Source organism: Scandinavium lactucae, assembly GCF_033843265.1.
Taxonomy (GTDB): Bacteria; Pseudomonadota; Gammaproteobacteria; order Enterobacterales; family Enterobacteriaceae; genus Scandinavium; species Scandinavium lactucae.
Genome location: NZ_JAWXRD010000001.1, coordinates 1 through 13,619 on the forward strand (window position 1 = coordinate 1; position 13,619 = coordinate 13,619).

General features: G+C 55.3%; 12 protein-coding genes. 11 read left to right on the forward strand and 1 reads right to left on the reverse strand.

Translation table 11 applies throughout. From position 1 onward, the window contains the following. Nucleotides 1-326: 326 nt before the first annotated feature. Nucleotides 327-1,466 (reverse strand): tRNA epoxyqueuosine(34) reductase QueG, encoded by a 1,140-nt coding sequence (gene queG / locus SIK69_RS00005; protein ID WP_319785104.1) that lies wholly within the window; start codon nt 1,464-1,466, stop codon nt 327-329. On the opposite strand from queG, the gene nnr reads away from it, so the two are divergent. The 11 genes from nnr (at nt 1,465) to SIK69_RS00060 (ending at nt 13,549) form a co-directional block, all read left to right on the forward strand. Next, nucleotides 1,465-3,015, forward strand: a complete 1,551-nt coding sequence (nnr, locus tag SIK69_RS00010) for a bifunctional ADP-dependent NAD(P)H-hydrate dehydratase/NAD(P)H-hydrate epimerase (RefSeq protein ID WP_319785105.1) — start codon at nt 1,465-1,467, stop codon at nt 3,013-3,015. The two genes, queG and nnr, sit on opposite strands and share 2 nt — an antisense overlap. Next, a complete protein-coding gene (tsaE, locus tag SIK69_RS00015) occupies nt 2,984-3,445 on the forward strand; it encodes a tRNA (adenosine(37)-N6)-threonylcarbamoyltransferase complex ATPase subunit type 1 TsaE (RefSeq protein WP_319628448.1) in 462 nt (153 codons plus the stop codon). Before nnr ends, tsaE begins: the two co-directional genes overlap by 32 nt. Before the next feature lie 16 nt (nt 3,446-3,461). Continuing rightward, nucleotides 3,462-4,799 carry an N-acetylmuramoyl-L-alanine amidase AmiB gene (gene amiB, locus SIK69_RS00020; protein ID WP_319628447.1) on the forward strand — a complete coding sequence of 446 codons (1,338 nt, stop codon included), beginning with the start codon at nt 3,462-3,464 and terminating at the stop codon, nt 4,797-4,799. A 10-nt stretch (nt 4,800-4,809) separates the two neighbouring features. Continuing rightward, on the forward strand, nt 4,810-6,663 hold the full coding sequence (mutL, locus tag SIK69_RS00025) for a DNA mismatch repair endonuclease MutL (protein ID WP_319785106.1): 1,854 nt from the start codon (nt 4,810-4,812) through the stop codon (nt 6,661-6,663). After that, nucleotides 6,656-7,606 carry a tRNA (adenosine(37)-N6)-dimethylallyltransferase MiaA gene (gene miaA / locus SIK69_RS00030; RefSeq protein WP_319785107.1) on the forward strand — a complete coding sequence of 317 codons (951 nt, stop codon included), beginning with the start codon at nt 6,656-6,658 and terminating at the stop codon, nt 7,604-7,606. Before mutL ends, miaA begins: the two co-directional genes overlap by 8 nt. Before the next feature lie 122 nt (nt 7,607-7,728). Further along, nucleotides 7,729-8,037 carry an RNA chaperone Hfq gene (gene hfq / locus SIK69_RS00035; protein WP_097162736.1) on the forward strand — a complete coding sequence of 103 codons (309 nt, stop codon included), beginning with the start codon at nt 7,729-7,731 and terminating at the stop codon, nt 8,035-8,037. A 74-nt stretch (nt 8,038-8,111) separates the two neighbouring features. Further along, a complete protein-coding gene (gene hflX, locus SIK69_RS00040; protein WP_319628444.1) occupies nt 8,112-9,392 on the forward strand; it encodes a ribosome rescue GTPase HflX in 1,281 nt (426 codons plus the stop codon). 204 nt (nt 9,393-9,596) lie between these two features. Next, entirely contained in the window at nt 9,597-10,874 is a 1,278-nt protein-coding gene (hflK, locus tag SIK69_RS00045) for an FtsH protease activity modulator HflK (protein WP_319628443.1), read from the forward strand. A gap of 2 nt (nt 10,875-10,876) precedes the next feature. Further along, on the forward strand, nt 10,877-11,881 hold the full coding sequence (gene hflC / locus SIK69_RS00050) for a protease modulator HflC (RefSeq protein WP_319628442.1): 1,005 nt from the start codon (nt 10,877-10,879) through the stop codon (nt 11,879-11,881). A 69-nt stretch (nt 11,882-11,950) separates the two neighbouring features. Beyond that, nucleotides 11,951-12,148, forward strand: coding sequence for a DUF2065 domain-containing protein (locus SIK69_RS00055; RefSeq protein WP_319785108.1), 198 nt, complete (start codon nt 11,951-11,953; stop codon nt 12,146-12,148). A 102-nt stretch (nt 12,149-12,250) separates the two neighbouring features. Continuing rightward, nucleotides 12,251-13,549, forward strand: coding sequence for an adenylosuccinate synthase (locus tag SIK69_RS00060; RefSeq protein WP_319628440.1), 1,299 nt, complete (start codon nt 12,251-12,253; stop codon nt 13,547-13,549). Nucleotides 13,550-13,619 lie beyond the last annotated feature (70 nt).

The following is a 13,619-nucleotide window of genomic DNA, read 5'->3' on the forward strand; positions in this document are numbered from 1 at the left end:
AGCACGACCTTGCCAAGGTCGGGGTCGCGAGTTCGAGTCTCGTTTCCCGCTCCAAATTTTCTTCTCTCCTCATATCTTATCCACAGCGTTAAAAGACGTTGGGGACGATTCTTGTTTTCTCTGACACACTCTTGTAAACAGACTTATCCACAGCCCTGAGACTTTCTCTGGAAATTCAAACTGATTCAGAATGTGAATAGTCACTTTTCAATGCATTGATATTCAAAGAAAAAAATAGATTTCAAATTGTTATCGCGATCACTTGACGAATTTGTCGCCCTTGAATTTCAATGTATTTTTATTTTTATTCACACCCTGTGAATGAATCAGGCATCTCTCGGTAAACCTTTTTCGATAACCCGGACCAGCCGTTGTTTCTGCGGTAACTGCACCTCAACGACGCAGGCATTTCGCTTCTCAATTTGCTGCGCAATCGCCCAATCTATGTGTTCGTCGAGAAGTGGGTGCTCACCTTTTCGACTTTCCAGCGCCTGTAAATTGCGTTCGCTCCACGGCGCATTTCCCAGGGCGACGGCGATATTCCGCAGCCAGCGAACATGCCCAATCCGCCGAATCGGCGATCCTTCGGTGACTTTCAGGAAGTGGGCTTCGTTCCAGGCAAACAGCTCGACAAGCTCCGGGGCGTGCAGCGCTTTGCGCGGGCTGAAATCCTCTTCGCCCGTGAGCTGTGAGTAACGATTCCACGGGCAAATTAGCTGGCAGTCATCGCAACCGTAGATACGGTTGCCCATCAACGGGCGAAACTCTTCCGGAATTACGCCTTCCAGCTCGATAGTCAGATAGGAAATACAGCGACGGGCGTCGACGGTATAAGGCTCTACTATTGCGCCGGTAGGACAAATCGTCATACAGGCCACACAGCGACCACAGTTTTCTTCTACCGGTTTATCAATCGGTAACGCCAGATCGATAAGCAATTCGCCGAGGAAAAAGAATGAGCCTGCATCACGACTGAGGATAAGTGAGTGCTTACCTGTCCAACCGAGCCCGGCTTTTTCGGCAATCGGGCGCTCCAGAATAGGCGCGGAATCGACAAAAGGTCTAAAATTCAGCGAGGCACACTGCTCCTGAATCTTTTCGCCGAGCTTTTTAAGGCGGTTACGTAACAGCTTATGATAATCACGCCCAAGGGCATAACGGCTGACGTAACCCAGTGAGGGGTTTTTCAGGGTGCTGGCAAACGCCGCGTTCGCGGGCAGATAGTTCATCCGCGCGCTGATCACACGCAGCGTACCGGGCAGGAGTTCATGAGGACGAGCACGCATCATGCCGTGACGCGCCATCCACTCCATCTCGCCGTGGTACTGTTTGTCCAGCCATGCCTGCAGTTGGGGTTCGCTGGCGCTGAGATCGGTATCGGTAATACCGACGTGCTGAAAGCCCAGCTCGGTGCCCCACTGTTTGATGTCTTGCGCTAATTGATTGAGATCGAGGGGCTGTGACATGACGGACCATAGAATGACGAGAAACCCCGCAAGTATACCACACACCATCTGGTCTGCGGATGGCCTGCGTCGCGCCGAAAAAGAAGCCGCTGATGCGCTTGGGCTGACGCTCTACGAATTAATGCAGCGCGCGGGCGCTGCCACGTTTGACGTTGCGTGCGACAACTTTCCTTCAGCAACCCACTGGTTGATTCTCTGCGGTCATGGCAATAACGGCGGCGATGGCTACGTGGTCGCGCGTCTGGCCCAGGCGGCAGGCATAACCGTCACGCTGCTGGCGCTAGAGAGCGATAAACCCTTGCCGGAAGAAGCGGCGCAAGCTCGTGATGCCTGGCTGAATGCCGGGGGGATTATTCACGCGCCAGATATCCCCTGGCCGGAAGAGGTTGATCTGATCCTCGACGCGCTGCTTGGCACGGGGCTGACGAATGCGCCCCGCGAGCCTGTCGCCAGCCTGATTGACCGCGCCAATGCCCATTCGGCCCCAGTGATTGCGCTCGATATTCCATCCGGGCTGCTGGCCCAAACCGGTGCTACGCCGGGGGCCGTTATCCATGCCGCGCGCACCATCACCTTTATCGCCCTGAAACCGGGTTTGTTAACCGGTAAGGCACGCGACGTGACCGGCGTGCTGCATCATCATGCGCTGGGCCTTGAGAGCTGGCTGAGTGCGCAAACCACATCGCTTCAACGGGTAGACGCCAGCCAACTTGAGCACTGGCTGCCGCCGCGTCGACCTACGTCGCACAAAGGCGACCATGGCAAGGTGGTGATTATCGGGGGCGACCACGGCACCGCCGGGGCGATTCGCATGACCGGTGAGGCTGCGCTGCGAGCCGGGGCCGGATTAGTGCGAGTACTCACTCGCAGTGAAAATGTCGGGCCCATTATTACCGCGCGCCCTGAATTAATGGTGCATGAACTGACCGCGCAAAGCATCGATGAGGGTCTGGCGTGGGCGGACGTTATTGTGATCGGCCCAGGTCTTGGGCAGCAGGCCTGGGGCAAGCAGGCGCTGCGTAAAGTGGAGAGCGTTCGCAAGCCGATGCTCTGGGACGCCGATGCGCTGAACCTTCTGGCAATCAATCCGGATAAACGTCACAATCGCGTACTGACGCCGCATCCCGGCGAAGCCGCCCGATTGTTGAACTGCAACGTGACAGAAATTGAAAGCGATCGCTTACTTTCTGCACAGCGTCTGGTAAAACGTTACGGGGGCGTGGTGGTGCTGAAAGGGGCCGGGACGGTTATCGCCGATGAGGCGCACGGTATCGCCATTGTTGATGCCGGCAATGCCGGTATGGCTAGCGGCGGGATGGGGGACGTGCTGTCAGGTATTATTGGCGCGTTGCTAGGCCAGCGGCTCTCACCGTATGATGCTGCCTGCGCCGGTTGTGTGGCGCATGGCGCGGCTGCCGATGCACTGGCCGCGCGCAATGGAACACGTGGCATGTTAGCCACCGATCTTTTTCTCACGCTAAAGCGTGTTGTTAACCCGGACGTGATTGACGTAAACCATGATAAATCGAGTGATTCCCTTACCCAATGAGCAGGCGACATTAGACCTTGGCAACCGAATTGCCGGGGCCTGCACAGGCGCAACCGTCATTTATCTCTACGGCGATTTGGGCGCCGGGAAAACCACTTTCAGCCGCGGATTTTTGCAGGCGCTGGGACACAAAGGTAACGTCAAAAGCCCGACTTACACCCTGGTAGAGCCGTACACCCTTGAGAATCTGATGGTGTACCACTTCGATTTATACCGCCTTGCGGATCCTGAGGAGCTTGAATTCATGGGGATCCGCGATTACTTCGCTGACAATGCCATTTGCCTGGTGGAATGGCCGCAACAGGGCGCGGGTGTGCTGCCTGAACCGGATATCGAAATACACCTGGAGTACCAGGCACAAGGGCGAGAGGCGCGCGTGACGGCAGTCTCCTCACTGGGTGAGTCTTTACTGGCACAGTTAGCCAGTTAACCTGAGGGATGGCGGGATGATGTATCGCGTTAAAAGTGTGTGGTTGGTCGGCATGATGCTGTTTTGTCTGCAGGCGACGGCGGCAAGCTTATCCGATATTCAGGTGTCCAATGGCGATAAGCAGGCCCGCATCACGTTCAGTTTTATGGGCGATCCTGATTATTCCTTCTCGCAAGAAGGCAAGCGCAGCGTGGCGCTGGATATCCAACAAACAGGCGTTATCCAGGGGCTACCGCTGAATTTCAGCGGCAATAATCTGGTCAAAAGTATTCGTTCCGGCACACCGAAGGACGCGCAATCGTTGCGTCTGGTGGTGGATTTAACCGCCGATGGCAAAACCCGCGCGGTGAAACAGCAAAACGGTGGAACCTATACCGTGGTGTTCACTATTAACGCCGATGCGCCGCCACCGCCTCCGCCAGTGGTAGCGAAACGTGTGGAAGCCCCGGTGATGGTGACACCACCACGGCCTGTTGACCCGCCCCGCAATCCGTTTAAATCACAAAACGATAGAATGACCAGCGTCACCAGCAGCAACACCCAAACACGACCCGCCGCGCGGACGCGAACCGCCAGTGCCAGCGGTGATAAAGTCATTATTGCCATTGATGCCGGTCACGGCGGCCAGGATCCGGGGGCCATCGGTCCGGGCGGGACCCGAGAGAAAAACGTCACTATTTCCATCGCCCGCAAATTACGGGCGCTGCTGAACGACGACCCAATGTTTAAAGGCGTGCTGACCCGCGACGGCGATTACTTCATTTCAGTGATGGGCCGTTCCGACGTAGCGCGTAAGCAAAATGCCAACTTCCTGGTGTCGATCCATGCCGATGCGGCACCCAACCGCGATGCCACCGGCGCGTCGGTGTGGGTACTGTCAAACCGTCGTGCCAACAGTGAAATGGCAGGCTGGCTGGAGCAACATGAGAAACAGTCTGAACTGCTCGGCGGAGCGGGGGATGTGCTGGCCAACAGCCAGTCTGACCCGTACCTGAGCCAGGCGGTGCTGGATTTACAATTCGGCCATTCCCAGCGCGTCGGGTATGATGTGGCGGTGGATGTGCTGAGCCAACTGCAGCGCGTCGGTAATATTCACAAACGCCGTCCGGAACATGCGAGCCTTGGCGTACTGCGCTCGCCGGACATCCCGTCGATCCTTGTCGAGACGGGTTTTATCAGCAACAGCAGTGAAGAACGCCTGCTCGGTAGCGACAACTATCAGCAGCAGATTGCTGAGGCGATTTACAACGGGCTGCGCAACTATTTTAACGCGCATCCGCTGCAAAGCGGGCCACGCGGGGAAGCCTCGCAGACGGCCAGCGCCTCAGGCCCTGGCGGGACGTTAATCAATTAAGGAGCGCGTCATGCCGATTCAGATTCTGCCGCCACAGCTTGCGAACCAGATTGCCGCCGGCGAAGTGGTGGAACGTCCTGCGTCGGTAGTGAAAGAGCTGGTCGAAAACAGTCTCGATGCGGGCGCGACCCGCATCGATATTGATATTGAACGCGGCGGCGCGAAGCTTATCCGCATTCGTGATAACGGCTGCGGCATCAAAAAGGACGAGCTGGCGCTAGCGTTGGCCCGTCATGCCACCAGTAAAATCGCAACGCTTGACGATCTGGAGGCGATTATTAGCCTCGGTTTTCGCGGTGAAGCGTTGGCCAGTATCAGCTCCGTTTCACGCCTGACGCTCACCTCCCGAATAGCCGAACAGCCGGAAGCCTGGCAGGCCTACGCCGAAGGGCGCGACATGGACGTGACCGTGAAACCCGCGGCACATCCTGTCGGCACCACGCTGGAAGTGCTGGATTTGTTCTACAACACTCCGGCGCGTCGCAAATTCATGCGCACCGAGAAAACCGAATTCAGCCATATCGACGAAGTTATTCGCCGTATCGCGCTGGCGCGTTTTGACGTCACGATCAACCTGAATCATAACGGCAAAGCGGTGCGACAATACCGGGCCGTGGCGCAGGACGGGCAGAAAGAGCGTCGTCTGGCGGCTATCTGTGGTACCCCGTTTGTCGATCAGGCGCTGGCCATCGAGTGGCAGCATGGCGATTTAGCGTTACACGGTTGGGTTGCCGATCCGCAGCAAAGCCATGCTCAGTTCGCTGAAATCCAGTACTGCTACGTCAATGGTCGCATGATGCGCGACCGACTGATTAACCACGCCATTCGTCAGGCCTGCGAAGATAAGCTGGGTGCCGGGGAACAGCCGGCATTTGTACTTTATTTGACTATCGATCCGCATCAGGTCGATGTGAACGTGCATCCGGCCAAGCATGAGGTGCGATTCCACCAGTCGCGGCTGGTGCATGATTTTATCTATCAGGGCGTGGTGAGCGTGCTGCAACAGCAGCTCGATGTGCCGCTGGCCCTGGCAGGGGAAGAGGAACAACCTGCGCCACGCACGCTGCCGGAAAACCGGGTGGCGGCCGGACGCAACCACTTTGCCGAGCCAGCCGTTGCGCGGGAGCCCGCTGTCGCACGGGAGCCTACCGCCCCGCGCTATGCTTCACCGTCTTCGGGCGCAAGCTGGCCTAACGCCCAGCCGGGTTATCAAAAACAGCAGGGGGCGCTGTACAAGCAACTGCTGGAAACCCCGGTCGCTGAGCGCAAAACGGCACCCACTCCCGCGGCGGAAACCCTGGCCGGACATAGTCACAGTTTTGGCCGGGTGCTGACAATTGTGGCGGGTGACTGTGCGCTGCTGGAGCGTGACGGACAACTCAGCCTGCTGGCGTTGCCGGTGGCCGAGCGCTGGCTGCGTCAGGCGCAGCTGTCGTCGGAACATTCACCGGTCTGTGCGCAGCCGCTGCTGATCCCGCTGCGCTTAAAAGTCACCGCCGACGAGCAGTCGGCGCTGAAAAAGTCCCTGCCGGTCTTAGGGCAATTAGGCATTGAAATTCAATCAGAAGCGCAGCATGTGACGGTGCGAGCGGTGCCTTTACCCTTAAGACAACAAAATTTACAAATCTTGATTCCTGAACTGATAGGCTACCTCGCGCAGCAATCAACATTCGAGGCGAGCAACGTAGCGCACTGGTTGGCGCGCAACCTCGTCAGCGATCATGCGCAGTGGAATATGGCGCAGGCGATTGCCATGCTGACAGACGTCGAACGTCTGTGCCCGCAGTTGGTGAAAGCCCCGCCGGGTGGCCTGTTACAACCCGTCTTACTGAATACGGCGATGAATGCCCTTAAAAATGAGTGATGTAACAGAGGCAAGCCTGCCAAAGGCCATATTTTTGATGGGGCCGACGGCCTCCGGTAAAACCGCGTTGGCAATTGAGCTGCGTAAAGTTTTGCCTGTAGAGTTGATTAGCGTAGATTCCGCCCTCATCTATCGAGGGATGGATATCGGAACCGCGAAACCGGATGCGACGGAGCTTGCCGCTGCACCGCACCGGTTGTTAGATATTCTCGATCCGGCACAGACGTATTCTGCCGCGGATTTCCGCCGCGATGCGCTTGCCGAGATGGCAGAGATTACCGCAGCAGGGCGAATCCCGCTGTTGGTAGGCGGCACCATGTTGTATTTTAAGGCGTTGTTGGAGGGGCTGTCGCCATTACCGTCGGCAGACCCGGACGTCAGAGCCAAAATTGAGCAACAGGCAGCAGAGCAGGGATGGAACGCATTGCATCAGCAACTCCAGGACATCGATCCGGTAGCGGCTGCGCGTATTCATCCAAATGATCCGCAAAGACTTTCCCGGGCACTGGAAGTTTTTTTCATTTCGGGTAAAACTTTAACGGAACTGACGCAAACGTCAGGAGACGCTCTGCCGTACCAGGTGCATCAGTTCGCCATCGCCCCGGCGAGCCGTGAACTGCTCCATCATCGCATCGAGCAGCGCTTTCATCAGATGTTGGCTTCGGGTTTTGAAGCAGAAGTGCGGGCGCTTTTTGCCCGAGGAGATTTGCATACGGATATGCCTTCCGTTCGTTGTGTGGGATACCGCCAGATGTGGTCATACCTTGAAGGCGAAATCTCATATGATGAAATGGTTTATAGAGGTATTTGCGCCACGAGACAGTTGGCCAAGCGTCAGGTTACCTGGTTGCGCGGTTGGGATGGCGTTCACTGGTTAGACAGTGAGCAACCTGAACAGGCGTTCAACGATGTGTTACAGGTAGTTGGTGCGGGTCTGGGCTGAACGTGTAAAATTAAGACGTATCGTGCGCAATTTTCAGAATCGCAAGGTTCTAAGTACAAGCCCGAAGTTTGTGGGTAACACCCTGAAAACCGTGGGTAAAACAAGCATATAAGGAAAAGAGAATGGCTAAGGGGCAATCTTTACAAGATCCGTTTCTGAACGCACTGCGTCGGGAACGTGTTCCAGTTTCTATTTATTTGGTGAATGGTATTAAGCTGCAAGGTCAGATTGAGTCTTTTGATCAGTTCGTGATCCTGTTGAAAAACACGGTCAGCCAGATGGTCTATAAGCACGCAATTTCTACAGTGGTTCCGTCTCGTCCGGTCTCTCATCATAGCAACAATGCTGGCGGCGGTACTGGTAGTAACTACCATCACGGTAGCAACGCGCAGTCTTCTTCTGCGCCGCAAGACAGCGAAGAAACCGAATAAGGTTGATGGCTGTTTTTCCATGTCGGGGAGCCTGGTTTTTCGGTTCCCCGCTGGTCTTTTAGGAGATATAACGCTTGTTTGACCGTTATGACGCCGGTGAGCAGGCGGTGCTGGTACACATCTATTTTTCGCAAGACAAAGATATGGAAGACCTTCAGGAGTTCGAATCCCTGGTCTCTTCCGCCGGTGTCGAAGCAATGCAGGTGATTACCGGTAGCCGTAAAGCGCCGCACCCAAAGTATTTTGTTGGTGAAGGTAAGGCTGTCGAAATTGCGGAAGCCGTTAAAGCAACGGGCGCATCCGTTGTCTTATTCGACCATGCACTAAGTCCGGCCCAGGAACGAAACCTGGAGCGTTTGTGCGAATGCAGGGTTATCGATCGTACCGGTCTTATTCTCGATATTTTTGCTCAACGTGCCCGTACCCATGAAGGGAAACTGCAGGTTGAGCTGGCGCAGTTGCGCCATCTGGCGACGCGCCTGGTGCGTGGCTGGACCCACCTTGAAAGACAGAAAGGCGGGATTGGTTTGCGTGGCCCGGGTGAAACCCAGCTCGAAACTGACCGTCGTTTACTGCGCAATCGTATTATGCAAATTCTCTCCCGACTGGAGAGAGTTGAGAAGCAGCGCGAACAAGGACGCCGTTCGCGAGCCAAAGCCGATATTCCGACCGTGTCACTGGTGGGCTATACCAACGCCGGGAAGTCGACGCTGTTTAATCAGATTACGCAAGCGCAGGTGTATGCCGCGGATCAGCTTTTCGCGACGCTCGACCCGACTTTGCGCCGGATTACCGTCGACGATGTCGGTGATACGGTGCTGGCGGATACCGTAGGGTTTATCCGCCATCTGCCGCATGATTTAGTGGCTGCGTTTAAAGCTACTTTGCAGGAGACACGTCAGGCGACATTGCTGTTGCATGTGATCGACGCTGCCGACGTGCGCTTGCAGGAAAATATTGATGCAGTGAATGTGGTTCTCGATGAAATCGAAGCCGATGACATTCCGATGCTGTTGGTCATGAACAAGGTCGATATGCTGGAAGATTTTGAGCCGCGTATTGACCGTGATGAAGAAAATAAACCGATTCGGGTCTGGTTATCTGCGCAGACCGGGGTCGGTGTTCCACTGCTTTTCCAGGCATTAACGGAACGACTTTCCGGTGAGGTAGCCCAGCACACGCTGCGCTTACCGCCGCAGGAAGGGCGTTTACGAAGCCGGTTTTATCAGCTTCAGGCGATAGAAAAAGAGTGGATGGAGGAGGACGGTAGCGTCGGTCTGGAAGTTCGACTGCCGATCGTGGACTGGCGTCGCCTCTGCAAGCAAGAACCTGCGCTGGCAGACTATATCGTCTGATAGCCAGTTAGCCTGAAGATTATTCGCCTTTATACCCGGCAATATGGGTATATACACACAATAATTCGAGTTGCATCGAGGCGGTAAGTGAATGAATCCCGGTGAGCTTAGTAAACTAAGCGATTCAGGTAAGTGAACACAGCCAACAAAGATGCAGCTAGAAGTATGACGGGTATCACCGCATAACAAATATGGAGCATATACATGGCGTGGAATCAGCCCGGTAATAACGGACAAGACCGCGACCCGTGGGGAAGCAGCAATAATCAAGGCGGCAACTCTGGGGGAAATGGAAACAAAGGTGGTCGCGAGCAGGGACCTCCCGATCTGGATGATATCTTCCGCAAGCTGAGCAAAAAGCTCGGTAGCCTGGGAGGCGGAAAAGGTGGCTCAGGCAACGGTGGCAGCAGTTCGACTCAGGGGCCACGTGCGCCAATGAGCGGACGCATTGTCGGCATTGCTGCGGCAGCGGTGGTCATCATTTGGGCGGCCAGCGGGTTCTATACCATTAAAGAAGCAGAACGCGGCGTTGTGACGCGCTTCGGTAAATTTAGTCATCTGGTTGAGCCTGGTCTTAACTGGAAGCCGACGTTTGTCGATGAAGTTACACCGGTGAACGTGGAAGCGGTTCGCGAACTTGCGGCTTCCGGCGTGATGCTGACCTCCGATGAGAACGTGGTGCGCGTTGAGATGAACGTGCAGTACCGCATCACCGATCCACAAAAATACCTGTTCAGCGTCACCAGCCCGGATGACAGTCTGCGTCAGGCAACCGACAGCGCCCTGCGTGGGGTTATCGGTAAATACACCATGGACCGTATTCTGACCGAAGGTCGTACCGTTATTCGTAGCGATACCCAGCGTGAGCTGGAAGAGACCATTCGTCCTTACAACATGGGTATTACCCTGCTGGACGTCAACTTCCAGGCCGCTCGCCCACCGGAAGAGGTGAAGGCGGCGTTTGACGATGCGATTGCTGCCCGTGAGAACGAACAGCAGTACATCCGTGAAGCTGAAGCGTACACCAACGAAGTGCAGCCACGTGCAAACGGTCAGGCGCAGCGTATCCTCGAAGAAGCGCGTGCCTACAAAACTCAGACTGTGCTTGAAGCGCAGGGTGAAGTGGCTCGCTTCGCGAAGCTGCTGCCTGAGTATAAAGCTGCACCGGAAATTACCCGTGAACGTCTGTATATCGAGACCATGGAGAAAGTGCTGAGCCATACCCGTAAAGTACTGGTCAACGATAAAGGGGGCAACCTGATGGTTCTTCCTCTCGATCAGATGCTGAAAGGTGGCAGTGCCGCCCCTGCAAAAAAGAGTAACGGCAGTGGTGCCGATAGCCTGTTACGTCTGCCACCTGCGTCAAGCTCGAGCAGTAGTGCCAGCGGGAACAGCAGCGCACCGGCCACAAGCGATGGCGATATCATGGACCAACGCCGTGCTAACGCGCAGCGTAACGACTACCAGCGTCAGGGGGAATAACGATGCGTAAGTCAGTAATTGCGTTAATCATCATCGTGCTGGTAGGTCTCTACGCCTCAGTATTTGTGGTGAAAGAGGGTGAGCGCGGTATTACGCTGCGATTTGGTAAAGTCGTTCGTGACGACGAAAACAAACCGCTGGTGTATGCCCCGGGTCTGCACTTTAAAGTGCCGTTCCTTGAGTCAGTAAAAACGCTGGATGCGCGCATTCAGACCATGGACAACCAGGCCGACCGCTTCGTCACCAAAGAGAAGAAAGACCTGATCGTTGACTCCTACATCAAATGGCGTATCAGCGATTTCAGCCGTTACTATCTGGCAACCGGCGGCGGTGACGTCTCCCAGGCCGAAGTGCTGCTGAAACGTAAGTTCTCTGACCGTCTGCGTTCCGAAATTGGTCGTCTGGATGTGAAAGACATCGTGACTGATTCTCGTGGTCGTCTGACTATCGAAGTACGTGATGCGCTGAACACCGGTACGTCCGGTGGTGATGATGAAGTGGCAACCCCAGCAGCCGACAGCGCTATCGCTGAAGCCGCTGAGCGCGTGGTGGCGGAAACCAACGGCAAAGTGCCAGTGGTCAATCCGAACAGTATGGCGGCGTTAGGGATTGAAGTGGTTGATGTGCGCATCAAACAAATCAACCTGCCTGCTGAAGTGTCTGATGCGATTTACAACCGTATGCGCGCTGAGCGTGAAGCGGTTGCCCGTCGCCACCGTTCACAGGGTCAGGAAGAGGCAGAAAAACTGCGTGCTGCTGCGGATTACGAAGTGACCAAAACGCTGGCCGAGTCCGAGCGTCAGGGTCGCATCATGCGCGGTGAAGGGGATGCCGAAGCGGCGAAACTGTTTGCCGACGCATTCAGCCAGGATCCGGATTTCTACGCCTTTATCCGTAGCCTGCGTGCATATGAGGCCAGCTTCCAGAGTAATCAGGATGTGATGGTGCTCAGCCCGGACAGCGATTTCTTCCGCTACATGAAGACACCGTCCAGCGCAACGCGTTAAACTCTGAGGCAGTCTCTTTAGTGAAAAAACCACCGCACTGGCGGTGGTTTTCTTTTATCAGGATGAATCATGAACTCAACAATTTGGTTGGCGCTTGCGCTGGTGTTGGTCCTTGAAGGGCTCGGGCCGATGCTCTATCCGCAGGCCTGGCGCAAAATGGTTGCCGCACTTTCACAGTTGCCGGATCATATTTTGCGTCGTTTTGGCGGTGGACTTGTGGTTGCGGGCATCGTTATCTACTACATGTTGAGTAAAACGATTGCCTGACGGTGACTTAGCCCATTTCGCCGGAATTTGCCTGGAAAAAGTGCTGTATCTCTGAAAAAGCGGTGGTAGAATCCTTTTTTAAGCAAACGGTGATTTTGAAAAATGGGTAACAACGTCGTCGTACTGGGCACCCAATGGGGTGACGAAGGTAAAGGGAAGATTGTCGATCTTCTGACTGAACGGGCTAAATATGTTGTACGCTACCAGGGCGGTCACAACGCAGGCCATACTCTCGTAATCAACGGTGAAAAAACCGTCCTCCATCTTATTCCATCAGGTATTCTTCGTGACAATGTGACCAGCATCATCGGTAACGGTGTTGTGCTGTCTCCTGCTGCGCTGATGAAAGAGATGAAAGAACTGGAAGACCGTGGTATCCCGGTTCGCGAACGTCTGCTGCTCTCTGAAGCATGCCCGTTGATCCTCGATTATCATGTCGCGCTGGACGTTGCTCGTGAAAAAGCGCGCGGTGCGAAAGCTATCGGGACCACCGGTCGTGGTATCGGTCCTGCGTATGAAGATAAAGTGGCCCGTCGTGGCCTGCGCGTTGGCGACCTGTTCGACAAAGCGACCTTCGCCGAAAAACTGAAAGAAGTGATGGAATATCACAACTTCCAGCTGGTGAACTTCTACAAAGCTGAAGCCGTTGATTTCCAGAAAGTGCTGGATGATGTCATGGCGGTTGCCGACATCCTGACCGCAATGGTTGTTGACGTTTCTGACCTGCTGGATCAGGCACGCAAGCGTGGTGATTTCGTGATGTTCGAAGGTGCCCAGGGCACCCTGCTGGACATCGACCACGGTACTTATCCGTACGTGACCTCTTCCAACACCACCGCAGGTGGCGTGGCGACCGGTTCCGGTCTCGGTCCGCGTTACGTCGATTACGTCCTGGGTATTATCAAAGCTTACTCTACCCGTGTTGGCGCAGGTCCATTCCCAACCGAACTGTTCGACGAAACCGGCGAGTTTCTCTGCAAGCAGGGTAACGAGTTTGGCGCGACCACCGGTCGTCGTCGTCGTACCGGCTGGCTGGACATCGTCGCGGTACGCCGTGCGGTGCAGATCAACTCCCTGTCTGGTTTCTGTCTGACCAAACTGGACGTGCTGGATGGCCTGAAAGAGGTCAAACTCTGCATCGGTTACCGTATGCCGGATGGCCGCGAAGTGACGACCACGCCGCTGGCAGCCGACGACTGGGAAGGTATCGAGCCGATTTATGAGTCCATGCCGGGCTGGTCTGAGACCACCTTTGGTGTGAAAGAAAGAAGTGGCTTGCCGCAGGCGGCGCTGGACTACATCAAACGTATCGAAGAACTGACCGAAGTGCCTGTTGATATCATTTCAACCGGACCTGACCGTACTGAAACCATGATCCTGCGCGACCCGTTCGACGCATAATCATGTCAGGGGCGCTTTCATAGCGCCCCTTGTCCTTGCTTTCCGCCTTTCCGCTTAAATTAATTAACCG

What these genes read in the sequence shown, in the direction of transcription:
- nnr (WP_319785105.1), top strand. Translation starts at nt 1,465, where the DNA reads ATGACGGACCATAGAATGACGAGAAACCCCGCAAGTATACCACACACC.
- queG (WP_319785104.1), bottom strand. Translation starts at nt 1,466, where the DNA reads ATGTCACAGCCCCTCGATCTCAATCAATTAGCGCAAGACATCAAACAG.
- tsaE (WP_319628448.1), top strand. Translation starts at nt 2,984, where the DNA reads ATGATAAATCGAGTGATTCCCTTACCCAATGAGCAGGCGACATTAGAC.
- amiB (WP_319628447.1), top strand. Translation starts at nt 3,462, where the DNA reads ATGATGTATCGCGTTAAAAGTGTGTGGTTGGTCGGCATGATGCTGTTT.
- mutL (WP_319785106.1), top strand. Translation starts at nt 4,810, where the DNA reads ATGCCGATTCAGATTCTGCCGCCACAGCTTGCGAACCAGATTGCCGCC.
- miaA (WP_319785107.1), top strand. Translation starts at nt 6,656, where the DNA reads ATGAGTGATGTAACAGAGGCAAGCCTGCCAAAGGCCATATTTTTGATG.
- hfq (WP_097162736.1), top strand. Translation starts at nt 7,729, where the DNA reads ATGGCTAAGGGGCAATCTTTACAAGATCCGTTTCTGAACGCACTGCGT.
- hflK (WP_319628443.1), top strand. Translation starts at nt 9,597, where the DNA reads ATGGCGTGGAATCAGCCCGGTAATAACGGACAAGACCGCGACCCGTGG.
- hflC (WP_319628442.1), top strand. Translation starts at nt 10,877, where the DNA reads ATGCGTAAGTCAGTAATTGCGTTAATCATCATCGTGCTGGTAGGTCTC.
- SIK69_RS00055 (WP_319785108.1), top strand. Translation starts at nt 11,951, where the DNA reads ATGAACTCAACAATTTGGTTGGCGCTTGCGCTGGTGTTGGTCCTTGAA.
- SIK69_RS00060 (WP_319628440.1), top strand. Translation starts at nt 12,251, where the DNA reads ATGGGTAACAACGTCGTCGTACTGGGCACCCAATGGGGTGACGAAGGT.